Source organism: Rhizobium sp. WYCCWR 11152 (assembly GCF_013087615.1).
GTDB classification, from domain to species: domain Bacteria; phylum Pseudomonadota; class Alphaproteobacteria; order Rhizobiales; family Rhizobiaceae; genus Rhizobium; species Rhizobium indicum.
The window spans coordinates 328997-355611 of record NZ_JABFCP010000008.1 but is presented as its reverse complement, the minus strand read 5'-3'; the positions used below and the strand labels follow the sequence as shown (position 1 = coordinate 355611).

The 26615-nt window shown below is 62.5% G+C and carries 25 protein-coding genes; 12 read left to right on the top strand and 13 right to left on the bottom strand.

Going from position 1 to position 26615, the window contains the following annotated elements:
• Positions 1–20: 20 nt before the first annotated feature.
• From murI to G9X67_RS11510, 4 genes are all read right to left on the bottom strand, one after another.
• On the bottom strand, positions 21–824 hold the full coding sequence (gene murI / locus G9X67_RS11525) for a glutamate racemase (RefSeq protein WP_171598718.1): 804 nt from the start codon (positions 822–824) through the stop codon (positions 21–23).
• Positions 805–1635 carry an RNA methyltransferase gene (locus G9X67_RS11520; protein WP_012757650.1) on the bottom strand — a complete coding sequence of 277 codons (831 nt, stop codon included), beginning with the start codon at positions 1633–1635 and terminating at the stop codon, positions 805–807. The genes murI and G9X67_RS11520 overlap by 20 nt, the downstream gene beginning before the upstream one ends.
• A gap of 4 nt (positions 1636–1639) precedes the next feature.
• A complete protein-coding gene (locus tag G9X67_RS11515) occupies positions 1640–3679 on the bottom strand; it encodes an FUSC family protein (RefSeq protein WP_171598717.1) in 2040 nt (679 codons plus the stop codon).
• Between the two features lie 95 nt (positions 3680–3774).
• On the bottom strand, positions 3775–4302 hold the full coding sequence (locus G9X67_RS11510) for a hypothetical protein (RefSeq protein ID WP_138389065.1): 528 nt from the start codon (positions 4300–4302) through the stop codon (positions 3775–3777).
• A gap of 187 nt (positions 4303–4489) precedes the next feature.
• On the opposite strand from G9X67_RS11510, the gene G9X67_RS11505 reads away from it, so the two are divergent.
• From G9X67_RS11505 to G9X67_RS11495, 3 genes are all read left to right on the top strand, one after another.
• A complete protein-coding gene (locus tag G9X67_RS11505) occupies positions 4490–5701 on the top strand; it encodes an NADP-dependent isocitrate dehydrogenase (protein ID WP_138389064.1) in 1212 nt (403 codons plus the stop codon).
• 71 nt (positions 5702–5772) lie between these two features.
• A complete protein-coding gene (locus tag G9X67_RS11500) occupies positions 5773–6219 on the top strand; it encodes a GNAT family N-acetyltransferase (RefSeq protein WP_138389063.1) in 447 nt (148 codons plus the stop codon).
• A gap of 77 nt (positions 6220–6296) precedes the next feature.
• Positions 6297–6923 carry a glutathione S-transferase family protein gene (locus G9X67_RS11495; protein ID WP_138329301.1) on the top strand — a complete coding sequence of 209 codons (627 nt, stop codon included), beginning with the start codon at positions 6297–6299 and terminating at the stop codon, positions 6921–6923.
• 45 nt (positions 6924–6968) lie between these two features.
• Here G9X67_RS11495 and G9X67_RS11490 read toward each other — a convergent pair whose 3' ends face one another.
• On the bottom strand, positions 6969–7820 hold the full coding sequence (locus G9X67_RS11490; protein WP_171598716.1) for an AraC family transcriptional regulator: 852 nt from the start codon (positions 7818–7820) through the stop codon (positions 6969–6971).
• 127 nt (positions 7821–7947) lie between these two features.
• Here G9X67_RS11490 and G9X67_RS11485 point away from each other — a divergent pair, with 127 nt between their 5' ends.
• Positions 7948–8580, top strand: coding sequence for a LysE family translocator (locus G9X67_RS11485; RefSeq protein ID WP_246697883.1), 633 nt, complete (start codon positions 7948–7950; stop codon positions 8578–8580).
• Positions 8581–8674: 94 nt separating this feature from the next.
• On the opposite strand, the gene alaS is transcribed toward G9X67_RS11485, so the two are convergent.
• Both alaS and recA read right to left on the bottom strand, forming a co-directional pair.
• Positions 8675–11329, bottom strand: a complete 2655-nt coding sequence (gene alaS / locus G9X67_RS11480; protein ID WP_171598715.1) for an alanine--tRNA ligase — start codon at positions 11327–11329, stop codon at positions 8675–8677.
• A 153-nt stretch (positions 11330–11482) separates the two neighbouring features.
• Entirely contained in the window at positions 11483–12577 is a 1095-nt protein-coding gene (recA, locus tag G9X67_RS11475; RefSeq protein WP_003540131.1) for a recombinase RecA, read from the bottom strand.
• A gap of 229 nt (positions 12578–12806) precedes the next feature.
• On the opposite strand from recA, the gene G9X67_RS11470 reads away from it, so the two are divergent.
• Both G9X67_RS11470 and G9X67_RS11465 read left to right on the top strand, forming a co-directional pair.
• Positions 12807–13751 (top strand): carbohydrate kinase family protein, encoded by a 945-nt coding sequence (locus G9X67_RS11470; RefSeq protein ID WP_171598714.1) that lies wholly within the window; start codon positions 12807–12809, stop codon positions 13749–13751.
• A gap of 72 nt (positions 13752–13823) precedes the next feature.
• Complete coding sequence (locus tag G9X67_RS11465) at positions 13824–14750, top strand: pseudouridine-5'-phosphate glycosidase (protein ID WP_138329296.1); 927 nt, start codon at positions 13824–13826, stop codon at positions 14748–14750.
• 234 nt (positions 14751–14984) lie between these two features.
• Here G9X67_RS11465 and G9X67_RS11460 read toward each other — a convergent pair whose 3' ends face one another.
• Entirely contained in the window at positions 14985–17588 is a 2604-nt protein-coding gene (locus tag G9X67_RS11460; protein ID WP_171598713.1) for a PAS domain-containing sensor histidine kinase, read from the bottom strand.
• A gap of 298 nt (positions 17589–17886) precedes the next feature.
• Between G9X67_RS11460 and G9X67_RS11455 the strand changes: the two genes are divergently transcribed.
• Together G9X67_RS11455 and G9X67_RS11450 are read left to right on the top strand one after the other, a co-directional pair.
• Positions 17887–18954 carry a flagellar biosynthetic protein FliO gene (locus G9X67_RS11455; RefSeq protein WP_138329293.1) on the top strand — a complete coding sequence of 356 codons (1068 nt, stop codon included), beginning with the start codon at positions 17887–17889 and terminating at the stop codon, positions 18952–18954.
• A 426-nt stretch (positions 18955–19380) separates the two neighbouring features.
• Entirely contained in the window at positions 19381–20016 is a 636-nt protein-coding gene (locus tag G9X67_RS11450) for a DUF1062 domain-containing protein (RefSeq protein ID WP_171599041.1), read from the top strand.
• A gap of 63 nt (positions 20017–20079) precedes the next feature.
• Here the strand turns inward: G9X67_RS11450 and dksA are convergent, their stop codons facing one another.
• Positions 20080–20499, bottom strand: a complete 420-nt coding sequence (gene dksA, locus G9X67_RS11445; protein ID WP_003559816.1) for an RNA polymerase-binding protein DksA — start codon at positions 20497–20499, stop codon at positions 20080–20082.
• Between the two features lie 276 nt (positions 20500–20775).
• Between dksA and G9X67_RS11440 the strand changes: the two genes are divergently transcribed.
• The 3 genes from G9X67_RS11440 to G9X67_RS11430 all read left to right on the top strand — a co-directional run bounded on the left by G9X67_RS11440 (position 20776) and on the right by G9X67_RS11430 (position 24020).
• A complete protein-coding gene (locus G9X67_RS11440; RefSeq protein ID WP_138329292.1) occupies positions 20776–21270 on the top strand; it encodes a histidine phosphatase family protein in 495 nt (164 codons plus the stop codon).
• Between the two features lie 198 nt (positions 21271–21468).
• On the top strand, positions 21469–22944 hold the full coding sequence (locus G9X67_RS11435) for a YcjX family protein (RefSeq protein WP_138329291.1): 1476 nt from the start codon (positions 21469–21471) through the stop codon (positions 22942–22944).
• Positions 22941–24020 (top strand): TIGR01620 family protein, encoded by a 1080-nt coding sequence (locus G9X67_RS11430; RefSeq protein WP_138329290.1) that lies wholly within the window; start codon positions 22941–22943, stop codon positions 24018–24020. The genes G9X67_RS11435 and G9X67_RS11430 overlap by 4 nt, the downstream gene beginning before the upstream one ends.
• A gap of 63 nt (positions 24021–24083) precedes the next feature.
• Here G9X67_RS11430 and G9X67_RS34715 read toward each other — a convergent pair whose 3' ends face one another.
• Positions 24084–24221 (bottom strand): hypothetical protein, encoded by a 138-nt coding sequence (locus tag G9X67_RS34715; RefSeq protein ID WP_173862945.1) that lies wholly within the window; start codon positions 24219–24221, stop codon positions 24084–24086.
• Between the two features lie 9 nt (positions 24222–24230).
• Here G9X67_RS34715 and G9X67_RS11425 point away from each other — a divergent pair, with 9 nt between their 5' ends.
• On the top strand, positions 24231–24782 hold the full coding sequence (locus tag G9X67_RS11425; protein ID WP_003540146.1) for a hypothetical protein: 552 nt from the start codon (positions 24231–24233) through the stop codon (positions 24780–24782).
• Positions 24783–24850: 68 nt separating this feature from the next.
• On the opposite strand, the gene folK is transcribed toward G9X67_RS11425, so the two are convergent.
• From folK to folP, 3 genes are read right to left on the bottom strand one after another with little or no spacing between them, the layout of a single operon-like run.
• The gene (folK, locus tag G9X67_RS11420; protein WP_138330035.1) at positions 24851–25369 is read right to left on the bottom strand and encodes a 2-amino-4-hydroxy-6-hydroxymethyldihydropteridine diphosphokinase; all 519 of its coding nucleotides are present in this window, start codon (positions 25367–25369) and stop codon (positions 24851–24853) included.
• Complete coding sequence (folB, locus tag G9X67_RS11415) at positions 25362–25727, bottom strand: dihydroneopterin aldolase (protein ID WP_138329289.1); 366 nt, start codon at positions 25725–25727, stop codon at positions 25362–25364. The genes folK and folB overlap by 8 nt, the downstream gene beginning before the upstream one ends.
• On the bottom strand, positions 25724–26593 hold the full coding sequence (gene folP / locus G9X67_RS11410; RefSeq protein WP_138329288.1) for a dihydropteroate synthase: 870 nt from the start codon (positions 26591–26593) through the stop codon (positions 25724–25726). Before folP ends, folB begins: the two co-directional genes overlap by 4 nt.
• Positions 26594–26615: the final 22 nt, after the last annotated feature.

Here is a 26615-nt window from a genome sequence, read left to right as displayed (position 1 = left end):
GAAATAAAGCGCGCAGTGCCTTATCGCGTGCTGAGACCGAAACCCTGCATCAGTCGGCGCGTCGCAAAGTCGGGATTGCCGGATGTAAAGACGGCAAAGTCGAAATTGTCGGGGTGAACGGCATCGGCGATCTGCGGAACGAGTGTGCGCGCCCGCCGGGCAATGGCTTCTGCCGGATCCAGCCAGTCCACCGGCCAGGGCGCCAGTCTACGGAATAAATTGGCCATGAAGGGATAATGCGTGCAGGCGAGCACGACGATATCGGTCCTCTGACTGTCCTTCTCGACGAAGCATTGGTCGATTTCGGCAAGCACGGCGTCGTCGGAGACGGCATCACCGCGAATATAGACCTCCGCCATGCGCGCCAGGTTTTCCGAGCCGACGAGCCGCACATGACATTGTTGCGCGAAGGACTGAATGAGATCGCGCGTATAGGCGCGCTTGACCGTACCGGGGGTGGCAAGCACCGAAACGAGGCCGGAGCGCGTACGCTCGGCGGCAGGCTTGATAGCCGGCACCGTGCCGACGAAGGTCATCTGCGGAAAGGCGGCGCGCAGATCGGCACCAACAAGCGTGAAGGCGGTGTTGCAGGCGATGATACAGACCTCGGGGTCGTGCTCCTCGAGCAGCCGGCCGAAGAGCCCGATCACACGCTCCTTCAGCGCCTGCTCTTCCCATCCGCCATAGGGAAAGCCGGCATCGTCGGCGACATAGATGAAGCCGCGCTCCGGCATCAGCACGCGCGCCTCGCGCAAAACGGTCAGCCCGCCGATGCCGGAATCGAAGACGAGGACGGGTTTCAGCTCATGCGTCAGCGCTGTCATCGGGCGGTGTTTCCTTGGCCGCTGTCGGGAACCGGCCGCCGCGCGGGCTCTTGCGCGAGAAGCGGTCGAGGGAAGAGATAACGCCGCGCAACACGCTGATTTCCTGCTCCGTGAAGGCCCGGCGGGATAAGACAGCGCGCAGATTGTCGACCATTTTCGGCTTTTTCCCGGCAGGATGGAAATAACCGCGCGCATCGAGCGCCTCTTCCAGCTGGTCGAACAGGCCGAACAGCTGATCCTTGGTCGAAGGTGTTTGCCCCATCGCCTGGAAGGGCACGGCGCCGAGATCCTCCATGCCGGATTTCATCCACTCATATGACATCAGCAGCACTGCCTGGGCGATGTTCAGCGAAGCAAAGGCCGGATTGACGGGAAAGGTGACGATCTCGTCGGCAAGCGCCACCTCCTCGTTGGTCAGCCCCCAGCGCTCGCGCCCGAAGAGGATGCCGGTGCCCTCGCCGGCGCGAAACCTCGCCCGCAGCGTTTCGGCGGCAATGACCGGCGAGCGCACCGGCTTATAGCCATCGCGCTCGCGCGCCGTCGTCGCATAGACGAAATTAAGATCGGCGACCGCCTGTTCCAACGTGTCGTAGACCTTGGTCGCCTCGATCACGTGGTCAGCCTTGGAGGCAGTCGCCAGGGCTTTCTCGTTCGGCCAGCCGTCGCGCGGATTGACGAGGCGCAATTCAGCAAGGCCGAAATTCGCCATGGCGCGCGCCACCATGCCGATATTCTCGCCCATCTGCGGCTCGACCAGAATGATGGCCGGCCCTTCGGCCAGAAGTTGACGCTCGCTGTTCGTGCCTGCCATCGTTCTATCCCTGTTTCGAGCGCGCAATAACCTCGCCCGGCGCAAACGGCAAGACATCAGCCTGCGGATAGAGCCTTTCCAGTGCCGAACCGATCATTTCGAGCCCGAGTCTGGCGCCCTCGCGCGACAGCGGCAGGTGCCGCCCTGTCGTCCGCGACGCCTTGCGCTCGATGAAGAAACAGGTCGAGCCGCGCGGAGCCGCATCCTTCATCAGCGCCAGATCCGACGCGATCAGCCTCTTCAGCTCGTCGGCCTCGGCCGATGCTGCGTAGCTCTTCGCCAGGATGCGCGCCCAGTAGGTGCAGGAGAGGAAGATCGCCAGCGTCTGGCGGATCTGGCCGGGCCGCGTCACCACCGACCAGGACGAGCCGAGCGGCCGCGCCGCCACCGTCACGTCGCGGTAGCAGGCATCGATCTTTTGCGACAGCGCAATCAGCGCAAAACCGCTCTTGCCTTTGCCGATCGCGCTCAACAACTCGTCCAGCGCCTGAAACCAGCGGGCGAGTGCCGCATCCAGCGCGCCGCGCGTGCGTGCCGGAAAGACCAGGAAGGCAACCGCCGTTCCGGCCACCGCGCCGATCAAGGTCTCCCCGATGCGCAGTTGCAGGAGATCAAGCGTCAGCACCCCGGTCATGCCGTAGACCAGGCAGAGCACGATCGAGATGAAGAAGGTCATCGTCGCATAGGAGACCTGCAGGAAATAGAAGGCGAGGAAGATGCAGATGCCGGCGACCGGAATGGCGATGACAGGCTCACCCGAAATCAGCGTCGCCAGCACGAGGCCGATGGCGATCCCGAACACCGTGCCGAGCGAGCGCGACAACGCCTTCATCGCCGTGTCACCGCGCGAATTGGTGTTGGTGAAGACAAGGAAGGCGGCAAGCACCGCCCAGAACCAGCGCTCGCGCGACAAGAGCAGGCCGAAGCCCATGGCGAGCGCCGAGGCGAGCGTGATCTGCAGCGCCGAGCGCAGCAGCGGATTGGCGAATGAAAAGTCGATCCTCTCAGGCTGCGCCGTGTCCTTGACGGCATCGATGCCGGCAAAGCCGGAAGCCTGCCCCTCGCCGATCGCCTGCGTCAATTGCTGCCGCGCCTCGCCGAGCCAGAGCAGCGCCCGCACGGTTTCGCCTTGCGGCTCGTCCTTGATGGCTTCGGCCATCCCCTCATAGGTGGCGAGCTCCGCCTTGTCGGCCTCGATCACGGCATGGACGAGCGCAAAGGGCGGCAGGCTCTGGAAGCTCACCACGATCGCGCTTTCGGCAGCGAGATGCGCATCGAAGAGCCGAATCGCCAATTCCGCGGCGGGATCGGAAGCACCGTCGAAGACGCCGGCCGGCGGGCGTGGAATGAAAGTCTCGGCCATCAGCACCACTTCCTTCAGCCGGTCTTCCAGCTGGCGCAGCTCCTGCCGGTCGGCCTCGCCGATATGACCGCTGCCGGCAAGGGTGGCGAGCTTGAAGAGGATCTGGTTGATCCGGCCGCGCACGCTTTCGAGCGAGCGCAGCAGGTCGCGCCGCCAGTTGTCCGGCAGGAGCACGGCTCTCACCGCATGGCCGACCAGCACCGCCACGACGGGGCCGATCGCCACCGCCGGCAGCTCGGCAAGGGAAGGCCGGAAATAAGACCCCATGAAATAGGAGGTGAAGGCGAACATGCCGATCGCAAAGCCGCGCGGCCCGAACACCCGCCCGACCGATGCGAGCGCGATCACCACCAGGAAGACGAGATCGGAGAGAAATCGGCGATCCTCGAGCCCCGCCGCAATGGCGACGACGGCAAGGCTCGCGACACAGCCGAAAAGCCGCGTCACCAGCTGGCGCGAATTGCCCTTGTCGCGCACCGCCACCCCGCCCTCGATCGACAGCACGATGCCGAGACCGAAGGCCGCCGTCGGCAGCGGCACGATCAACATCTGGATGGCGAACAGGATGGCGAAGGAAAGGACGATCGTCAGCGTCACCCGTGAAGCCATGCGCAGGCGCGAAAGCGCCGGATCGTTGGCAAGCAGCCAGTCGCGGAACTGAAAACCGGAAAACAAGTGCAAGAGCCCCTCATGCTGCCCAGATCGACAGATACCGCCGCAAGAGCGGAAATCAAACCGCCCGAGATCGAATCCCGATGCTCTTGAATGTCGCGCGCCTATTGGCCCTTGGCAATCAGCGCCATCGTCGCCTTCAGGGAATAGCGCGCCTGCGTTTCGATATTCTCGGTAACGATATCGTCGATAACGGTTTTGCCGCCCTCTTCGACCACTAGGAAACGAACAGTCGTATAATCCTTGGCGTCAGGCGCGTCCGAGCAGGCGGATTTTCGGAAGCGCACCGTCACCTCGGCCACGCCGTCGACCACAGGCGCTGCCGCCATCGTCAGATCCTCCAGCGGGCAGGCATCCTGGCCGTTGACGATGACATCGTAGTCGAAAGGCGAAATGCCGTCGTCGTCGACGGCGGGAAACTGCGCCGCCGCCTGGTATCTCGCGACGAAATCCCGGCTGTAGAGATGGTCGAGCCGGCTCGCATCGAAAATGTCGGTCCAATCGCTGTTATTGTCGGCCCAATTGCTCCTGGTCGCATCCATGATCTCCTTCACGGGAGCGATGGTGTCGCCGGCATGGCTGGTGCCCGAAAAGGCGATAAGGCTTGCGATAACAACGGCGATTATCTTCATGGTCGAATGTCCGGAGCGGCAGATCGAGGCGGACACTAGCTAAATTCCAGCACTTGGCAATGGCGGCAAAAACGCATTGTCGAGCCCCTTGCAGCTTTGCGTTCCCTGATCACAATGCTATAGCGCTCCTCATCACATCACCCACCCGGGACGCCGGTCCCCATTGAAGCTCGAACGAGGCAGATACATGAACAAGATCAAGGTCGCCAATCCCGTCGCCGATCTCGACGGCGATGAAATGACGCGCATCATCTGGCAGCTCATCAAGGACAAGCTGATCCATCCGTATCTTGACCTCGACATCGACTATTTCGACCTCTCCGTCGAAAACCGCGACGCCACCAACGACAAGGTCACCGTCGACGCCGCCAACGCCATCAAGAAGTACGGCGTCGGCATCAAGTGCGCGACGATCACGCCGGACGAAGATCGCGTCAAGGAATTCAATCTCAAGCAGATGTGGAAGAGCCCGAACGGCACGATCCGCAACATTCTCGGCGGTGTCATCTTCCGCGAGCCGATCATTTGCCAGAACGTGCCGCGCCTCGTTCCCGGCTGGACCAAGCCGATCGTTGTCGGCCGTCATGCCTTCGGCGACCAGTACCGTGCTACCGACTTCCGCTTCCCCGGCAAGGGCAAGCTGACGATCAAGTTCGTCGGCGAAGACGGCACGGTTATCGAGAAGGACGTCTTCGATGCCCCCGGCTCGGGCGTTGCCATGGCCATGTACAATCTCGACGAGTCGATCCGCGAATTCGCCCGCGCATCGATGATGTACGGCCTGATGCGTAAGTGGCCGGTTTACCTATCGACCAAGAACACCATCCTCAAGGCCTATGACGGTCGCTTCAAGGACATCTTCGAAGAGGTGTACCAGACCGAATTCAAGGATCAGTTCAAGGAAGTCGGCATCACCTACGAACACCGCCTGATTGACGACATGGTCGCCTCGGCGCTGAAGTGGTCGGGCGGCTATGTCTGGGCCTGCAAGAACTATGACGGCGACGTCCAGTCCGATACCGTTGCCCAGGGCTTCGGCTCTCTTGGCCTGATGACCTCGGTTCTGCTCACGCCCGACGGCAAGACAGTCGAAGCCGAAGCCGCCCACGGCACGGTCACCCGCCACTACCGCCAGCATCAGAAGGGTCAGGAAACCTCGACGAACTCGATCGCCTCGATCTTCGCCTGGACGCGCGGCCTGGCGCATCGCGCCAAGCTCGACGACAATGCCGAGCTTGCCCGCTTCGCCGCAACGCTCGAAAAGGTCTGCGTCGACACCGTCGAATCCGGTTTCATGACCAAGGACCTGGCGCTGTTGATCGGACCCGATCAGCCGTGGCTCTCCACCACAGCTTTCCTCGACAAGATCGACGAGAACCTGCAGAAGGCCATGGCGTAAGCCGGCCTTTCCAAGATAACATCGAAACGGCGGGGATTTCCCCGCCGTTTTCATTTTGGGAGAATGAACCGATGACGGCCATCCTGCGACCGCTTGAACCCTCGGACCGCGCCGTTTGGGAACGCCTATGGGAGGCCTATCAGCGCTTCTACGAAGTGGTCATCCCGCCCGAAACCACGGCTCTCACCTGGGCTCGCTTCCACGATCCTGACGAACCGATGCACGCGCTCGGCGCCTTTGACGAAGATGGCCGTCTCGTCGGCATCGTCCATGCCGTCTTTCACCGCTCCTGCTGGCTGCCGCAATGGACCTGCTATCTGCAGGATCTCTATGTCGAAAACAGCCAGCGCGGGCTGGGTACCGGTGCCGCTTTGATCGAGGCAGTCGCCGACCTCGCCCGCGCCAACGGCGCAGGCAGGCTCTATTGGATGACGCACGAAACGAATGCAACGGCGCGGCGGCTCTACGACAGGATCGCCGAGCGCTCCGGCTTCATCCAATATCGCAAGGCGCTCTAACGGTCGGGACTTGCAGGCGGCCATCGCTGCGCTATTGATTCCGTGGGACCAAATAACGGCAACACGAGGAGGATTTCATGACCGAGGAACTGGTATTCTATACGAACCCGATGTCGCGCGGCCGCATTGCGCGCTGGATGCTGGAGGAGATCGGCCAGCCCTACCGCACCGAATACCTGACCTTCGGCGAGACGATGAAGGCGCCCGAATATCTCTCGGTCAACCCGATGGGCAAGGTGCCGGCGATCCGCCACGGCGACACCGTCGTCACCGAATGCGCGGCGATCTGCGCCTATCTCGCCGAGACCTTTCCTGACAAGGCGCTGGCGCCGAGACCGGAAGAGCGCGCCCGCTATTATCGCTGGATGTTTTTTGCCGCCGGTCCTCTCGAGTCGGCGGTGACGATGAAGACCCTCGGCTTCGAAATTCCGAAGGAGCGCCTGCGCATGGCCGGTTGCGGCGGTTTCGGCGACGTCATGAACACACTCGAGAAAGCCGTCTCCGCTTCGACCTACATCGCCGGCGAGCGCTTCACCGCCGCCGACGTCTATGTCGGCTCCCATGTCGGCTGGGGCCTCGGATTTGGCGGCATCGAAAGACGCCAGGCCTTCGTCGATTATGTCGGCCGCATCAGCGAGCGTGAGGCCTACAAACGGGCCAACGCCCTTGATGACGAAGCCGTCAAGACCATGCAGGCCGCCTAAGTCTCGAAGGCGCGGCGGATCCGACGCGCCCCCCGATCGACGGCGTCAGACGAGCGGCATGTGAATATCCGTCAGAAGCTCGGTCGGCGGCACCTCGCGTGGATTGTTGAGATATTCCTCGAACATAACCCTGTCCTTCAACTGCCGGCCGGATTTCGGCAGCCATTCGGCAAAGAGCCATTGATAGGACTTCGGCATATTGGCATAGGGACCCTTGTGGCGCAGCACGGCATAATCGCCGCCGTCGATCGTGCGCCGCTCGAACGGCGCATTGGCCGGCACGTCGGAAGCGCCGGTGACGCAGGCGATCGAGCGCAGCTTTTCCTCCGGCACAATGTCGGGATCGTCGAGATAGACGCCAATCATCCGCATGTCGGGTTTGGCGAGGCCGCGGGCGTAAAGCGTGCCGAACAGCGTCTCGAAGGCCTTGTCAATCTGCATGTAGGAACCGGTATGGGCAACGCCGATCAGCTCGATCGGCGCGATCTCACGTATAGTAACGTCTAACATGACTTTGGTCTTTCCGTCAGGTGAGGGCTTATAGGCTGTGTGGCTTCCCTCTTTCCGGTAGCGGGCCGGCGGCATGCCGTAGACCGACTTGAAAATACGATTGAAGGATTGGAGATTGGGATAGCCTGATCGCTTCGCAATTTCACTGACGGCAAGTTCCGTGCGGACGATCTCGCCCGCCGCGTGATGCAGCCTGAGCCGCTTGACGGTGGCCGCCAGCGTCTCGCCGTAAATCGCCCGGTAAATCCTGTGCCAGTGATAGCTCGACATACAGGCGATCTCGGCAAGGCGCTCCATATCCAGCTCCTCGTCCAAGTGGTCGTGAATATAGGCTGAAACCCGTCTTAGACGGTTTTCATAAAGTGCCCATGCCGTTTCGCCATTCATGTGGAACCTCGTGCAAATCGATCGGCTTGAGAGAACCATAACCCGATTTGACAAATCCTGCGGACTTGAACCTTCGGCGAATCCTGCGTAGACCGGAATTCCGGCTCGAACCCAAAAGGAATGATAGATGCCGGATTTTTCAACATTAATGCTCTTTGCCGCCGCAGCGCTGGTGCTGACGGCCACGCCCGGCCCCGACATGCTGCTGATCGCCTCCCGCAGCATCAGCCAGGGACGCGCTGCCGGTTTCCTGACCTATGCCGGCATCGCGCTCGGGACCTATTGCCACGCCCTTGCCGCAGCCTTTGGGCTGTCACAGCTCTTCATGACCGTGCCTGCCGCCTATGAAACAGTACGCTGGGCCGGCTGTTGCTATCTTCTCTATCTCGCCTACAAGACGGTCCGCTCGGAAGGCGCCGCTTTTCAGCCGGCATCGACGCTCAAGCGGCTGTCGGGCCGGCGTATCTTCTTTGCGGGCCTCGCCACCAATCTGCTCAATCCGAAGATGGCGCTCTTCGTCATGGCGCTCTTTCCGCAATTCGTGAATGCATCAGCCGGATCGCTGACGATGCAGATGCTGATACTTGCAAGCATCCTGAACGGCATTGGACTCGTCGTGAATGGCGCCGTGATTTTCCTCGGAAGCACGATCCGTTCGAGACTCCAGTCGGCGAGCCATTTCCCGAAGTTACCGCAATACATTCTGGCAACGGTCTTCACCGGGCTCGCCTGCCGCCTGGCGTTGCAGCCGCGAAACTGAACATCGAGGGACCACGGCCGCTGAAAACAAAACCGGCTGCGAAATCCATGATCTCGCAGCCGGTTTGAATTTCAAACTGTTGTCAGGCGGCAGTTCAGCCGGCAAGTGCTACGGCAACCGCCTCGATCGCTTCATCGGCCTTCGATCCGTCGGGGCCGCCAGCCTGCGCCATATCGGGGCGGCCGCCGCCGCCCTTGCCGCCAAGGGCGGCAGATGCGATGCGGACGAGATCGACGGCGCTATAGCGCTGCACGAGATCCGGTGTCACCGCCACCACAGCACTTGCCTTGCCGTCGTCGGACACGCCGACGAGGGCAACGACGCCCGACCCGATGCTGGTCTTACCGTCATCGGCAAGCCCCTTCAAATCCTTGGGATCGACGCCCGAAATCGCCTTGCCGAGGAACTTGACGCCGGCGACTTCGCGCACGGCATCGACCGAGCTGCCCTGCCCGCCACCCATGGCGAGTTTGCGCTTGGCGTCAGCCAGTTCCTTTTCGAGCTTGCGGCGCTCGTCCATCAGCGCTTCGACACGCGACAGCACTTCGGCCGGCTGCACCTTCAGCGAGGCGGCAAGCGTCTTTACGCGTTCGTCCTGTTCGGCGAGATATTCGCGCGCCGATTCGCCGGTGACGGCCTCGATGCGGCGAACGCCGGCTCCGACGGCGCTTTCGCCGAGAACGCGGATCAGGCCGATCTGGCCGGTGGCCACGACATGCGTGCCGCCGCAGAGTTCGATCGAATAAGGCTTGCCGGCCTTGGCACCGCGCACGCCCTCGCCCATCGCCACGACGCGGACTTCATCGCCGTATTTCTCGCCGAACAGCGCCATCGCGCCTTCGGCGATCGCATCGTCGACGCTCATCAGCCTGGTGGTAACCGGCGAATTCTGCAGCACGATCTCGTTCGCCATATCCTCGACAACCTTCAGCTCCTCGGCCGACATCGGCTTCGGATGCGAAACGTCGAAACGCAGGCGCTCGGGCGCCACCAGCGAACCTTTCTGGGCGACATGGGTGCCGAGCACTTCGCGCAGCGCCTCGTGCAGCAGGTGCGTCGCCGAATGGTTGGCGCGCAGGCGCGACCGGCGGGCATGATCGACGGTCAGCACGACCGCATCGCCATCCTTGAACACGCCGTCGACGACGGTACCCTGATGCACGAACAGACCTTCGCCCCTCTTCTGCGTATCTGAAATCTCGATCTTGCCGTGGTCGGACGAGATCACGCCGGTATCGCCCATCTGGCCGCCGGATTCGCCGTAGAACGGCGTCTGGCTGACGACGATCTGCACCTTGTCGCCGGCCGACGCCTCGGCAGCGACAGCGCCGTCCTTGACGATTGCCTGCACGACACCCTCGGCCGTCTCGGTATCGTATCCGAGGAATTCGGTGGCGCCGTGTTTTTCCCGAAGCTCGAACCAGACGGTTTCCGTTGCCTTCTCGCCGGAACCCGCCCAGTGCGAGCGGGCTTCGGCCTTCTGGCGCTGCATCGCATCGGTGAAGCCGGAGATGTCGACACCGATCTCACGGGCACGCAGTGCATCCTGCGTCAGATCGAGCGGGAAGCCGTAGGTGTCGTAGAGCTTGAAGGCGGTCTCACCATCCAGCATATCGCCCTTGGAAAGATCCGTCGTCGCGTCCGACAGAAGCGACAGGCCTCGTTCCAACGTCTTGCGGAAGCGGTTTTCCTCCAGCTTCAGCGTTTCCGAGATCAGCGCCTCGGCGCGCACCAGTTCCGGATAGGCGCGGCCCATCTGCTGCACCAGCGTCGGCAGCAACTTGTAGACCAGCGGTTCCTTGGCGCCGAGCAGCTGTGCATGGCGCATGGCGCGGCGCATGATGCGGCGCAGCACATAACCGCGGCCCTCATTCGACGGAAGCACGCCGTCAGCGATCAGGAAGGCCGAGGAGCGCAGATGGTCGGCGATGACGCGGTGGCTGGCGCTGCCTTCCGCCTTGACGCCCATCGTGTCCTCGATGGTGCCGATCAGCGTGCGGAAGAGATCGGTGTCGAATACGCTCTGAACGCCCTGCAGAACGGCGGCCATGCGCTCCAGGCCCATGCCGGTATCGATCGACGGACGCGGCAGCGGCGAGCGCTCGCCGGGTGCAGTCTGCTCGAACTGCATGAAGACGAGGTTCCAGAATTCCAGGAACCGGTCGCCATCTTCCTCCGGCGAGCCCGGAGGGCCGCCCCAGACATTCTCACCCTGGTCGATGAAGATTTCCGAGCACGGGCCGCAGGGGCCGGTATCGCCCATCTGCCAGAAATTGTCTGAGGTCGGGATGCGGATGATCTTGTCGTCGGAAAAGCCGGCGATCTTCTTCCACAGCGTCGCAGCTTCTTCGTCCTCGGAATAGACGGTCACCAGCAGGCGGTTCTTCGGAAGGTCGAAGCCTTCGGTGACGAGCTTCCAGGCAAGCTCGATCGCATTCTCCTTGAAATAGTCGCCGAAGGAGAAGTTGCCGAGCATCTCGAAGAAGGTCAGGTGGCGTGCAGTATAACCGACATTGTCGAGGTCGTTGTGCTTGCCGCCGGCTCGCACGCATTTCTGCGAAGACGTCGCCGTCGAATAGGGACGCTTTTCGAGGCCGGTGAAGACGTTCTTGAACTGCACCATGCCGGCATTGGTGAACATCAGCGTCGGGTCGTTGCGCGGCACGAGCGGGCTCGACGGAACGATCTCATGGCCGTTCTTCTTGAAATAGTCGAGGAAGGTCGACCGGATATCGTTCACACCGCTCATGCTATGCCCTTCAATGCTGCCGGAGGCAGGTAATTTAAATTCATCGGCTTTTAACGTTCACCCCCGCCGCTGTCCAGCAGACAAACAAAACCGGCCGCATTCTCATCAGGAATGCGGCCGGTTGGAACTGTCCGATGAGTTTAGGCGCGAAAATTACATTTCCGCAGTGGCATCGCCATCGCCGTCATCGGGGTCCGGTCCGCCGTTCTGCAGGAAGCGGTCGGCGATCAGGCCGGCATTCTGGCGCAGCGACAGTTCGATCTCGCGGGCGAGATCCGGATTGTCGCGCAGGAAAGTCTTGGCGTTTTCACGGCCCTGGCCGAGACGCTGGCTGTTATAGGAGAACCAGGCGCCAGATTTCTCGACGATGCCGGCCTTGACACCGAGATCGACCAGTTCGCCGGTCTTGGAAACACCTTCGCCATACATGATGTCGAACTCGACCTGCTTGAAGGGCGGCGCCATCTTGTTCTTGACGACCTTGACGCGGGTCTGGTTGCCGATCACCTCTTCGCGCTCCTTGACCGCGCCGATGCGGCGGATGTCGAGGCGCACGGAGGCATAGAACTTCAGCGCATTGCCGCCCGTCGTCGTTTCCGGCGAACCGAACATAACGCCGATCTTCATGCGGATCTGGTTGATGAAGATAACCATGGTGTTCGACTTGGAGATCGAAGCGGTGAGCTTGCGCAGCGCCTGGCTCATCAGTCGCGCCTGCAGGCCGGGAAGGCTATCGCCCATCTCGCCTTCGATTTCGGCACGCGGCGTCAGTGCGGCGACCGAGTCGACGACGAGAACGTCGACGGCGCCGGAGCGCACCAGCGTATCGGTGATTTCAAGCGCCTGCTCGCCGGTATCGGGCTGCGAGATCAGAAGGTTCTGCAGGTCGACGCCAAGCTTGCGGGCATAGACGGGATCGAGCGCATGTTCAGCATCGACGAAGGCGCAGATGCCGCCCTTCTTCTGCGCTTCGGCAATCGTCTGCAATGCAAGCGTGGTCTTACCGGAGCTTTCCGGCCCGTAGATTTCGATGATGCGGCCCCTCGGCAGGCCACCAACGCCGAGTGCAATATCGAGACCAAGCGAGCCGGTCGAGATCGTCTCGATCTCGACAACATTCTCGTTGGAGCCGAGTTTCATGATCGAGCCCTTGCCGAACGACCGCTCTATCTGTGAGAGTGCCGCTTCAAGCGCCTTGCTTTTGTCCACCGATTTGTCCTCTACCAGCCGCAATGAATTCTGAGACATCCGATCCACCTTTAGGTTATTGAAGCCGCTCAAGCAATGTCGAGTTTGTACCCTATTTGTTCCATTCTCGCAATAGGCGATCAAACAGTTGAAAGAAAAAGGTAAAACGACACGTGTTCTGCATTTGTTTTATCAATAAAAAGCAACGGCTTAGGCCAAAAGTGCCGACTCCGCCGCGTCAGGGCGCACCGTATCGATTCGTCCTTCGGGCATCGGGAGAGCGGATCGGATGAAGAAAAAGATTCTTGTTCTCGGCGGCGCCCATATCGACCGGCGCGGCCGCATCTCCGGCGAGACGGCGCCTGGCGCCAGCAATCCCGGCGCATGGTTCGAGGAGCCGGGCGGCGGTGGCTTCAATGCGGCGCGCAACCTGGCAAGGCTCGGTTTTCAGGTGACGATGATCTCGCCGCGCGGCGGCGATCCGATGGGCGAGACGGTCGGAGAAGCTGCCGATTTCGCCGGCATCGACGACCGGCCCTTCGTCTTCCTCGACCGCAAGACGCCGAGCTACACGGCGATCATCGAGAAGGACGGCAATCTGGTGATCGCCCTTGCCGACATGGATCTCTACCGCTTCTTCGTGCCGCGGCGTCTGTCCATCCGCTGGGTGCGGGAGGCCTTTGCCGCCCACGATTTCATCCTCTTCGATGCCAACCTGCCGGAAGAGACGATCGCGGCGATCGTCGCAAAGGCGCATTCCCTCGCCAAGCCTGTTGCGGCAATCGCCATCTCGCCGGCCAAGGTCGTCAGGCTGAAACCCTGCATCGGGGATATCGACTACCTGTTCCTGAATGAGGCTGAAGCTGCCGCCCTTACCGGCGAGCGGCCGGAAGAGGCTGCGGGCTGGCCGCCGTTGCTGAATGAAATTGGCATCAGGAATGCCGTCGTCACCCGCGGCCGGCGCGAGCTCGTCGCGCTTTGCGAGGGCCGCGCCATGACGCTGCAGCCACCGATCGCCGACACCGTCGCCGATGTTACGGGTGCCGGCGATTCTCTTGCGGCCGGCACACTCGCCGCATTGATATCAGGCCTTTCGCTCGAAGAGGCCGTCCGCCACGGCACTGCGGCCGCCATACTGACCGTGCAGTCGCGGCACGCCGTCAACGAAAATCTGACGCCCGATCTGCTGAATGAGGCGCTTGCCCTTGTTCCCCAGGTCAGAATTCTGCATTGAAGCGGCTGATTAAATAGTTGAGCATGATGTCGTCACTTCGGCATCATGCTCTGTCGATCACAGGACAAGACCATGACCAAGCCCATCTCCCCTCTTCTGCCGATCGCCTATTCGAAGGAAGTCGCCAGCGCCAAGCAGCGCGGCGCACCGCTGGTGGCGCTGGAATCGACCATTATCACCCACGGCATGCCCTATCCCGGCAATATCGAGATGGCCCGCAGCGTCGAGGCGATCATCCGCGAACAGGGTGCAGTGCCGGCAACGATCGCCGTCATTCACGGCACGCTGCATATTGGTCTTGAAGCCGCGGAACTGGAGCAACTCGCCAAGGCGACCGAAGTGATGAAGGTGTCGCGCGCCGATCTCGCCTTCGCCATCGCCGAGCGCCGCACCGGCGCCACCACGGTCGCGGCCACGATGATCGCGGCGGCGCGCGCCGGCATCCGTGTCTTTGCCACAGGCGGCATCGGCGGCGTGCATCGCGGTGCCGAAGAAAGCTTCGATATATCAGCCGATCTCGAGGAACTCGCTCGCACCGGCGTCATCGTCGTCTGCGCCGGCGCCAAGGCGATCCTCGACATTCCGAAGACGCTGGAAGTGCTGGAAACTCGCGGCGTGCCTGTCGTCACCTATGAGAGCGAGGATTTCCCCGCCTTCTGGTCGCGCTCCTCGGGCATCCACAGCCCGCTGTCGCTGAACAGCCCGGCCGCCATCGCCAACTTCCAGACGGTGCGCGAACAACTCGGCATCGACGGCGGCATGCTCGTCGCCAACCCCGTGCCCGAGGCCGACGAGATCGCGCGCGAAGAGATGGAAATCTATATCGAGCGGGCGCTCGACAGCGCCGAACGCGACGAAGTCACCGGCAAGGCGGTAACACCCTATCTTCTGTCGACCATCTTCGACCTGACGGACGGCCAGAGCCTGAAGACCAACATCGCGCTCGTCGAAAACAACGCGCGGCTTGCTGCTGAGATTGCGGTGGCGCTGGGTGAATGAGAGCTACGGGCTGCCGGTTATGCCGAGCAAGCCCCCTCTGGCCTGCCGGCCATCTCCCCCACAGGTGGGGAGATTGGCTGGAGCCACCGGCTTTCTGAACAAATGTCCCTTTCAACTCGGTGAAGCGTTGATGTGATGGGAAGCGTTCGCCCCTTGTGATCTCCCCACCTGTGGGGGAGATGCCCGGCAGGGCAGAGGGGGGCCAACACGGCACGACCTCTCCGTCAAACCTCCTCACCCGTCCAACGTCTCCTTCACCACAACAGCAAGCTGCTTCAGCGAGAAAGGCTTCGGCAGGAAGCCGAACTTCGCCTCCGGCGGCAGGTTGCGGGCAAAGGCATCTTCGGCATAACCCGAGACGAAGATGAACTTCATGTCGGGATAGGTCTTGCGCAGCTCGCGCAACAGCGTCGGCCCGTCCATTTCGGGCATCACGACGTCGGAAACGACGATATCGACCTTGCCGTCGAGTTCTTCCAAGATGGCCAGCGCCTCGACGCCCGAGCCCGCCTCGTGCACGGTGTAGCCGCGCGTTTCCAGCATGCGCTTGCCGCCGCGGCGCACCGCCTCCTCGTCCTCGACGAGAAGGATGACGGCCGATCCCGTCAGGTCCTCCGGCTGCTGCGGCGATACCGGCAGCGGCACCACTTCGGCCCTGGCGATGGCGCCGTCGATCGAACCTGCTTCGGCGGCCACCGCCGGCTCCGGAATGTGGCGCGGCAGGAAGACGCGGAAGGTCGTGCCCTTGCCGACTTCGGATTCCGGCTGGATGTAGCCGCCCGACTGTTTGACGATGCCGTAGACCATGGCGAGGCCAAGACCGGTGCCCTTGCCGACATCCTTGGTAGTGAAGAACGGCTCGAAGATCTTGTCCATGATCTCCGGTGCGATACCGGTGCCGTTATCGGCGACTTCGACCAGCACCATGTCCTCGGCCGGCATGTAGGAGTAATTGAAGGCAGAGACCTCGGCAGCGGTCAGATTGCGGGTGCGCAATGTCAGCGTGCCACCCTCGGGCATCGCGTCGCGCGCATTGACGCAGAGATTGATCAGCACCTGCTCGAACTGCGAAAGGTCTGTTTTCACAGGCCAGAGGTCGCGGCCATATTGCACGTCGAGCTTGACATTGGTGCCGGAAAGCAGCCGATCGACCAGCATGCGCAGGTCGCCGACGACATCGGTGAGGTTCAGCACCGAGGGCCGCATCGTCTGCTTGCGCGAGAAGGCGAGCAGCTGGCGCACCAGCACGGCGGCGCGGTTGGCGTTGCGCTTGATCTCTATCAGGTCGGCGAAGCTGGCATCGGCCGGCCGCGCCTGCAGCAGCAGATGGTCGGAGGAAAGCAGGATCGCCGTCAGCACGTTGTTGAAATCATGCGCGATGCCGCCGGCGAGCGTTCCCACGGCATTCATCTTCTGCGTCTGCGCCATCTGCGCCTCCAGCGCCTTCTGCTCTGTCACCTCGACGGCATAGACGATCGCCGCCTCCTCTGGCGCCTCGTCGCTCTGGTCGATGACGGCATTGACATAGAAGCGGAAATAGCGCGCCTCGTCGGTCGGTGTGCGGGTGTCGAGGGGCGCGATGTCGCCCTGGCGGTCTTTGGCCGCCGCCAGCGCCGCGGCCAGCTGTGGCCGGTCGCTCTCCTGCACGATGGTTTCGAGATGCGGCGCCTTTTCGAGGTCGTCGCGCGAGACGACGCCGGAGAACATCTTCAGGAACGGCGCGTTGGTCCGCAGGATGCGCCCGTTGCCGTCGACCGAGGCGATCGCCATCGGCGTATTGTTGAAGAAGCGGGTGAAGCGCATGGCGGCGGCCGAAGCGGACTGGCCGCCGGCATCGCTCTTTTCACGCGCCAGCACGATCGTCCGGCTTTCGCCGGGTGCGCCGTCGCGCATCGACGTAACGCTGTGGATGATCTGCACCGGCAGGCTCTGGCCGTTGCTCTTGCGCAGGTCGAGATCGAGCGTCACGGTCTTCTTCAGGCCCGGTTCGGCCTGCACCGACTGGATCAGCGCCAGTCCCTCGCCCGCCACGACCTCGCCGATCGTCATCGAGCCCGGCACAAACTTGGTGAGGTCGAGGCCCAGCCATTCGGCAAGCGTCGCATTCAGGTAGAAGATCTCGCCCTTCCTGCCGGCGGAAAAGAAGCCGGCCGGCGCATGGTCGAGATAGTCGATCGCGTTCTGCAATTCCTTGAAGAAGCGCTCCTGGTCGTCGCGCTCCGTGGTGATGTCGGTGATCTGCCAGATCTGCAGCGGCTTGCCGCCGTTTTCCTCCGGCTGCAGCAGCCGCGCCTTCAGCCGGTACCAATGCGCGCCGGAGCTGTTGCTGCCAGGCCCGACGGCGCGCAGCAGGCGAAATTCCTCCCGGCCTTCCTTGCCTTCGCGCAGGCCGTTAACCAGCCTGTAGAGCGCCTCGTTGGATTCGCGATGGCGCGACAGCAGCGTTTCCAGCGTCTGCACCTCGGTCGCTTTGCGCGCGCCGGTCAGCGCGCCATAAGCGGCATTGGCATAGATGATCCGGCCTTTTTCGTCGGTGATCAGCGTACCGTCGGGATGACTGTTGAGGAAGGCGCGCGCCAGGCTGTCGGACTGGTGCTGCGGCATCACCTCGATGAAGCCGATGACCGAAGACACCAGGAAGAAGATGCCGACCATGGCGAGCACGCCGAGACCGCCAAGCACCACCTCATTGTCGAGCGACTTTTTGAAGAAGACGAAGGCGCCGGCCGCCGCGATCAGCACGAGCGCCAGCAGAAGAATGCGCAAGACCGTGCCAGAACGCCCCCCACGATCCACAAGCGGTGCGTTATAGTCGTCGGCCTGACGCGATTTCGTCATGTATTCCTCACATAAGCCCTCCCGCTTCGTAGCACGAACACGAAGCAGGAATCAGGCACTCTTTCCTTCTTAGCAATTTGCCGCGTCGGCAAAAACACCGCTAGCCGGCAAGACTGCTTGAATTCACAGGCAACAGCGCCATCTGCCCCAGAAGCCAACGCTGCCACCCGTGCGCAAGGTCGCCGGCTGCCAAGCAGCGGAACACGAAATCGCGTTCTCCCGTGACTGGACAGCACCGGCGGCCCTTGCCTAAGGAACGGAAAAGTCGTCAATATGTGCCGAATGCGAAATGGAGTGAGTGACTATGTTGGATGATGTTGTCGGAGCTTATGGCAGCCATTTCCTGCTTGCGGCCGGTGGCGTCGGCCTGGCGCTTCTCCTGCTCATCCTCGTGCTCTGGGTGATCCGCAGCCGGGCGCCCTCGCCCTTCGTGCGCGGCGGCCGCAACCGCCAACCACGTCTGCAAGTGCTGGATGCCGCAGCCGTCGATGCTCGTCGGCGGCTGGTGCTGGTGCGCCGCGACGACGTCGAGCACTTGATCATGATCGGCGGCCCGAGCGATATCGTCATCGAAAGCCGCATCCTGCCCGCAACGGCCGAGCAGCCGGACAGCGCCAACCGCCCGCAGCCCGTAGAGCAGCGTCCGATATCCGTCGATCAGCGTCCGGCATCCGTCGCGCGGCCGGAAACACCGCCGGTCTCGCCACCGCGCCCGCCGGTCGCAGCCCGTGTCGAGCCGGCCGCCGAGCCCACTTTCTCTGCGCCGGTTTCGCCAGAGCCGCGCCCGCGCCCAGAACCGCCGGCCCCGCCGGCCGTTGCACCGCCAGTGGTCACGAGCCCTCTTCCAGCAGAGCCGGTGACAGCTCCGCTGTCGGCCGAACGCGACAATCCTCTGCGTGCCGTCCCGCCCCAGCCGCGTCCGCTGGAGCGTCCCGCCGCTCCCCCGGCCGCGCAGTCCGCACCGTTCCACGATGCCTCAAGTGCCGCCGAGATCCTCGATGCCGCCCGCCAGCGCGTGCTGCCGCAGCAGCGCATCGAACCCGAGGTCTCCGCCCCGCCTGTCAAGGACATGCCGGCGGCCGCACGCGCCGCACCAGGTAGCGCCGAAGACGATTCGGCTGCGCAGTCGGCAGCAGCGAGCCGTCTTGATTTCCAGCGGGTGCTGGAACAGGAAATGTCGAACAATCTGACGGCCGAACGCATCGTGCCGGCGCCGGCAAACCAGGCGCCCCGGCCCGGAGCGCCGCAACCCGGAAACCTGCCGCGCCGCGATCCGGAAATGGCCCCGATCACCGGCGCCGATACCGATCTGCAAAAGGAAGTCGCCCGCATCTTCGGCGAGATGAGTGTCAACCGCGACAAGTGACTGGACGCGACAAGTGACCGGGCGGGACAAGTGAGCGGAACGCACGTCCGACCTTCCTTCATCACCAAGTTGCATAAAAGCCGCAATGCGGCGACTTTCAGTTCCTGATGCGCCAGGGGACTCCATCTTGTGCTGATAATTTGTTATCGCTCCGGTTGAAGAGCGTTGGCGCATCGAGGTCATACTTTGCCTAAGTAAATACCGGTCTCACTCCAGTTTCACCCGTACTGCCGGACAGCGACACGCTGACGGCGTATGAACATGTTCATCGGGTGGTGGCGAGAGACCGGTTTGGCATTGTTGCATGTGCCATGTGCAGCTCCGCTGTCTCAGCTCTTCCGCCGCCCGGAACATCGCCACACCGCGCCCGCAAGGGCTTTCTCACGCACCATCCTGGTGGACTTCCGAACGGAAGACCAACACGATATGTGCAATACCCTTCGGGTCCGATGGACCATTCTGCCGAAAACAGCGCCCCAGCCCTGGATTGTATGCAGCGGCTGCGGGGGCCTCAGAGCTTTCCAATGCAGCGACAAGATCCGGCTCAACGCCAATGGCCGCAAGCTCGATGCCTGGCTTATCTACAAATGCTCGACCTGCGAAAAGACGTGGAACCGTCCGATCTTCGAGCGTCGGAATGTTCGCGACGTCGATCCGGCAGTCCTCGAGGCGTTGCAGTCCAACGATCCGGATTGGATCCGGGCAGAATCGTTCAACCTCGAGGCTCTCAGGCGCAAGTCGCAGCGTGTCGACGAGTTTGCCGAATTTGAAATCGCAAAAGAGATGCAGCAGGACATTGCCAATTGGACGAGACTGGAAATCGAACTGATGGTCCCCTTTCCATCAAGCACGCGCCTCGACCGCCTGCTGGCGTCCGAGTTGCAAGTTTCACGCACTCGGCTACAGGCTCTTCACGATGGTGGCATGCTGCGGACGGATTCGAATCGAGCCGACATTTTGCGGCGGCGGATCAAGAACGGCACCAGGGTTGCAGTCGACCTCGCCGCCGAGACCGGCCGGGAGCAATGGTGGAGGTCTGTGGCGACCGGAAGCTCACCGTAATTGTAAAAGGCGCCGCGATCGGATCGCGGCGCCTGTTCTGCTCTCATGCCTGCATGAAAACTCTCATTCGTCGCGATAGACCTTTTCGCGGCGTTCGTGACGCTCCTGCGCTTCGATCGACAATGTCGCGATCGGGCGGGCGTCGAGACGCTTGAGGCCGATCGGTTCGCCGGTTTCCTCGCAATAGCCGTAGGTGCCGTCGTCGATGCGCTGCATTGCCGCGTCGATCTTCGAAATCAGCTTTCTCTGCCGATCACGGGCGCGAAGTTCGATCGCCCGATCTGTTTCCGACGACGCCCGGTCGGCGAGGTCGGGATGGTTTGCGCTTTCCTCGGCCAGATGGTCGAGTGTCTCACGCGCTTCTCTAAGGATATCATTTCTCCATGCAACCAGCTTGGCCCTGAAATAGGCGCGCTGGTTTACGTTCATGAACTCTTCCTCTTCCGAGGGAACGTAATTGCTAAGATCGATCTTCTCACTCAACGCGATTCTCCTGAAGAACATCTCATCTGGCCGGGTGTATATCCCAAGCGCTAGTCGCGATTCAAGCCAAATACGACAGGTAAACAGATTTTTAAATCTGTTACAATTTTCGGCTAACGATCTATTTTGTCATGGTTATTCCGGCCGCCGTTTTTTGCTTCGCCTTCAAAACGCCGTGTTGTCAGCCACGTTTTAGGCAGTTGCGGCCTGGCTGGCGATTGACGGCGACCAATCGCAACCGCTACTGAAAAGACCCGCCCGATCCTGGATTTGCCCATGACCGTACCGCTGCCTCCGCCCAACCGCATCTATCTCCTGCGTCATGCCGAGGCCGCCTGGGCCGAACCCGGACAGCGCGATTTCGACCGACCGCTGAACGAAAAGGGCTTTGGTGATGCCGAGATCATCGCCGATAAGGCCGCCGACAAGGGCTACCATCCCGATCTTCTGATCAGTTCGACGGCGCTGCGCTGCCGCGATACCGCCGGCGCCGTTCACCGGGCGATGGGCGTCACGCTCGACGTACGTTATGTCGATGCGCTCTACAACGCCACGGTCGATACCTATCTCGAGATCGTCGATGCGCAGGATGAGGCGGCCGTCATGCTGGTCGGCCACAATCCGACCATGGAGCAGGCGCTGGAGGCGCTGATCGGTCATGAGGCGATGGTAAGCGCCCTTCCCGGCGGCTTCCCGACGGCAGGCCTTGCCGTTGTTGATTACGACGCTTCCGCCGCCGTCTGGCGCCTCACCGATTTTGTGGTCGTCTGAAGACTAAAGCAATTCCAGCAAAGGTGTGCCGCGGTTTTGCCAGGCAAAGCGCGAAGCGCTTTTGCCGGGAATTGCGAAAAAACAAGGAAGTAGAGCATTTCCGTGATTCGAAGAAAAACGGAAATGCTCTAACGCCGCTTCTTTTGCGAGCGGCGCGCCCTTCCTATATTGCCGTCAGTCACCAACCGGAATTGCGCCTTGCCGCCACGACTGACATCCTTTGCCGATGACGCCCGCATCGCCTTCGACAATCTCGCCGACCGGGCGAGCGGCCTCGTCAATCCGACCGTGCGGCTCGGCGTTACCGGCCTCTCCCGCTCCGGCAAGACGGTCTTCATCTCCTCGCTGGTTCACAATCTGCTGCATGGCGGCCGCCTGCCGCTGTTCGAGCCGGTCCAATCCGGCCGCGTCTCGGCGGTGCGGCTGGAGCCGCAGCCGGATGATGCCGTGCCGCGCTTTCAGTACGAGGACCATATCCGCGCGCTGGTGAAAGACCGTATCTGGCCGGATTCGACCCGCGCCATATCAGAACTGCGCATCACGCTGGATTATCAGAGCGCCAGCGGCTGGAACCGGTTGTTTTCGCCCGGCCGCTTGTCGATCGATATCGTCGATTATCCCGGCGAATGGCTGCTCGACCTGCCGCTGCTCGGCAAGGATTATCGCACGTTCAGCGAGGAGACGATCGCGCTTGCCGAATCCGGCGTCCGCTCCGAGCTGTCGCGCCAATGGCTGGCGCTGACGCGCGCCGCCGATATCCATGTCGGCGCCGACGAGATGGTCGCCCGCGACCTCGCCACCGCTTTTGCCGATTATCTCAAAGCCTGCAAAGCCGACGAACGCTCGCTTTCCACCCTGCCGCCTGGCCGTCTGCTACTGCCCGGCGATCTCGACGGCTCGCCGGCATTGACCTTCGCGCCGCTGGCTCTGCCGCCGGACGGGCGTCCCGGCCGCGGCTCGCTCTGGACGATGATGGAGCGGCGCTACGAGGCTTACAAATCGGTCGTCGTCAAACCTTTCTTCCGCGAGCATTTCGCCCGCCTCGACCGCCAGATCGTCCTGGTCGATGCGCTGCAGGCGATGAACCGCGGCCCTGAAGCCGTGCAGGATCTGGAACGCGCGCTGACCGATGTGCTCGCCTGTTTCCGCCCCGGCACCAATTCGCTGCTCTCCTCCCTGCTCGGGCGCCGCATCGACCGCGTGCTGGTCGCCGCCACCAAGGCCGATCATCTCCATCATGAAAGCCACGACCGGCTTGATGCGCTGACCCGGCGCCTGGTGGATCGCGCCATCGACCGCATCGGCATGGCCGGCGCCGGCATCGACGTCATGGCGCTTGCATCCGTGCGCGCCACCCGCGAGGCGACGGTCAAGCGCGACGGCCATGAACTGCCGGTCATCGTCGGCACGCCGATGGAGGGCGAAACCATCGCCGGCGAGCGTTTCGACGGTGAGAGAAAGACCGCGATCTTCCCCGGTGACCTGCCGGAGGATCCGGAAAGCCTGTTCGACCGCATCGCCTCGGGCGAGACCGGCCTGCAGCTGCCCGATGTCAATGTCGTCAGGTTCCGCCCGCCGCATCTCGAAGAAACCGGCGGCGGCATCAAGCTGTCAGTACCGCATATCCGCCTCGACCGCGCCATGCAGTTCCTGTTCGGAGACCGTCTCGCATGAGCAAGCCCCCGTCCGATCCGCCGCGCCGCGCGCCCGCCGCCTTCATTTATGAGGACGAAGCCACCGAGCGGCGAGACAACGGCCGGCAAGGAGGTGAGCGGCGCAAGCCGGAAAGCTTCTCCGAGCATATCGTCGTGACGCCTGATGAGGACGATCCCTTCCTCAATCCCGACAAGGATCTGAGCGCGATCCCTATTGCAGCGCCGCGCAAGCGGCGGACCTCCTTCGGCAAGATCGCCGCCGGCGCCTTCGGCATCCTGCTATCTCTGGCCATTGGCCTCTGGACCGATAGCCTGATCCGCGATCTCTTCACCCGCGCCGACTGGCTGGGCTATGCCGCCCTTGCCGTGCTGGCGGTCGGTATCCTTGCCGTGCTTGCCCTCGTCATCCGCGAAACCATCGGCTTGATGCGCCTTGCCGCCGTCCAGAAGATCAAGGCCGAAGCCGAGGCGGCGATACTCGAGACTCGGCCGGGCAAGGCGCGCGCCGTCGTCGCCCAGCTGACCACGCTGCTGTCGGCAAATCCTGAGACATCGAAGGGTCGCGCGACGCTGAAGGCGACCGAAGGCGAGGTCATCGATCCCCCACATCTGATTGCGCTCGCCGAACGCGAATTGCTCGCTCCCCTCGATCGCAAGGCCCGGGCGCTCATCGTCAACGCCTCGAAGCGCGTCTCGATCGTCACCGCCGTCAGCCCACGCGCCGTCGTCGACCTGCTCTATGTGCTCTATGAGGCGGTGCGCCTCATCCGCGCCATGGCCGAGCTTTACGGCGGCCGTCCCGGCACGCTCGGCATGTTCCGCCTGCTGCGTGACGTGCTGGCGCATCTGGCCGTCACCGGCTCGATCGCCGTCGGCGACAGCTTGGTCCAGCAGGTGCTCGGCCATGGGCTGGCCTCGAAGCTCTCGGCCCGTCTGGGCGAAGGTGTTATCAACGGCCTGATGACCGCCCGCATTGGAATCGCGGCGATGGATCTCTGCCGCCCGCTTGCCTTCCACGCCCTGAAGCGGCCGGGAATCGGTGATTTCATCGGCGATCTCACCCCCTCCATGTCGCCGCGCGGCAACAATCCTTGAACGAAGCAGCGAATCCGCAGTTTTCGCCTCCCCTTGCGTAACGCCGAAGGAATTACAGCAGATTCAATGCTTTAGTGACGATTTTCTAAAATCGACGCCGCGCGAAAACTCTGCGTTGCCTTGCATTTCGGCACAATCGAAAGGAAGGATTAACCATTCTTCGGCAAAACTTGCAGCCAGTTCGTGAGTGGTGTTTGCCAAGGAAAATCCATGTATTCGCGCAAGTTTCTCATCGTATGCGGCTTGGCCGCCGCGGCATTGTCTCCCGTCGCAGATGTCGCACCGGCAGCCACCGCTGCAACCCGTGACAAGGCCTTCTTCGATTCCGTCGCCGGCTCCTGGAAGGGCCCCGGCGAAATCGTCGCCGGCAAATACAAGGGCACGAAATTCACCTGCAACCTGATCGGTGAGCCCACCGGCGACAGCAGCGCCGGCATCAAGCTCGACGGCACCTGCCGCGTCGGCGTCTTCAAACAGCCGATGACCGCCGTCATCTCGCAGTCGGGTTCGAGCTACAAGGGCAAATTCCTCGACGGCGCCGCCGGCAAGGGCCTTGACGTCGTCTCCGGCGCCGTCAGCGAGGATACCGTCGTCGTCGGCATCAACCGCGCCAAGCTGAACGGCGCGATGATCGCCCGCGTGCGCGACGACAAGACAATGAACGTCACCGTTTCGGTCAAGGTCGAAAGCCAGATGATCCCGGTGATCGGCCTGACACTGACCCGCCAGGTCGACGAGATGGCCGTCGGTTCTATCCAATAGACAAACCGCACAGCGGATTTTCCTGAAGCGGCGGGTTTCCCGCCGTTTTCCGTTTTAGGTTCCGTGCTTCAGGCGCTCCGCCACCAGTCGTGGCTGTCGTCGGCAATCTCGATGCCGGTTACCTCGGCATCATCAAGCCAGTCACTGACCGCCCTGCCCCTGACCAGAAGACCCGGCGCAATATCGGCAAGCGGCATCAGCACGAAACCGCGATCGGTCATCCGCGGGTGCGGCAGTTCCAGCCGCGGCGCGTCCTGGATCACGTCGCCATAAGTCAGCACGTCGATATCGAGCGTGCGCGGCCCCCAGCGCTCGATGCGCTCGCGTTTCATCTCCCGTTCGATCGACAGGCAGACATCGAGCAAAGCCTCAGGCTCCAGCCTGGTCTCGACGGCAGCGCAGGCATTGAAGAAGAACGATTGGTCGGTCTTGCCCCAGGGCGGCGTGCGATAGAGCCGCGAGACCGCCGTAACCCGGCAGTCGTCCCGTCCGTCCAGCTTCTGCAGTGCCGCAGCCATCGCCTTCACAGGGTCGCCGATATTGCCGCCGAGACCGAGTGTAGCGGATTGCAGTGCGGCCTCAGGCAAGGTGTTCAACGCTCACCTGCACGAAATCGAGAACGCCAGGCACCGGCGCATTCGGCTTGCGCACCGTGATCTTCGCCCGCCGGATCTGCGGGAATGTCTCGCAGAGCCCCTTGGCGATATCGAGCGCCAGGGACTCGATCAAGTAGCGCCGCTTGCCGGTGACGATCTGCTCGATCACGGTGAAGGCGATGCCGTAATTGACGGTGTCGTTGATCGAATCGCTTTCCAGCGCCTCGCCGGCGACGACATCGAGCTCGGCATCGACGAAGAAGCGCTGGCCGAGGAATTCCTCCTCGTCATGCACGCCGTGGCGCGCGAAGAAGGCGCAGTTTTGCAGCGTGATCGTGTAGGTGGTCATGTCGGCCGCTTCCTCTCGAATTCCTGGCGTGCATTGAGCATAGCATCGGCGATATCGAGCGCATCCCTGTTGATTGCGACATTGTGCACGCGGAAAACCGCAGCCCCTTGAAGTCTGAGCAGCGCGCTGGTCGCAGCCGTCGCTGCATCCCTGTCTTGCGCCTCACGCCCCGTCACCGTGCCGAGGAAGCGTTTGCGCGACGTGCCGGCAAGCAACGGCAGGCCGAAGCGGGAAAGTTCGGAAAACCGCGCCATCAGTTCCAGGTTCTCCTCCGTCGTCTCCTTGGCAAAGCCGAAGCCTGGATCGAGCACGATACGGTCGCTGTTGACGCCTGATGCCGCAGCGATCGCCAGCGACCGTTTGAGAAAATGCACCTGGTCGGCAATGACGTCGGGAAGCTTCGCCCTGTCGCGGCCGGTATGCATGATGCAGAGCCCGGCTCCGGTCGCCGCGGCGATATCGGCGATATCGGGCTCCTTCTGCAGCCCGAAGACGTCGTTGACGATATGGGCGCCGGCACTGATGGCAAGCCGCGCCGTCTCGGCGCGATAGGTGTCGATCGAAATCAGCGCCTGGGTGCGGCCGCGCAGTGCCTGGATAACGGGCAGCACGCGCGCCTGCTCCTCGGAAGGGCTGACGGCTGCAGCGTTCGGCCGGGTCGATTCGCCGCCGATATCGATAATGCCGGCACCCTCGCTGACGGCCCGCAGCGCCTGTTCGACCGCCGCATCGACGGTCTCAAAACGTCCGCCGTCGGAAAAGGAGTCCGGCGTCACGTTGATGATCGCCATGATCACCGAACGACGGCCGAGTTCGATCTCCCGGCCATGGCCGACACGCCATATACTGCCTTCGAGCCCTGTCACCAGACTTATCCCATTGATGACG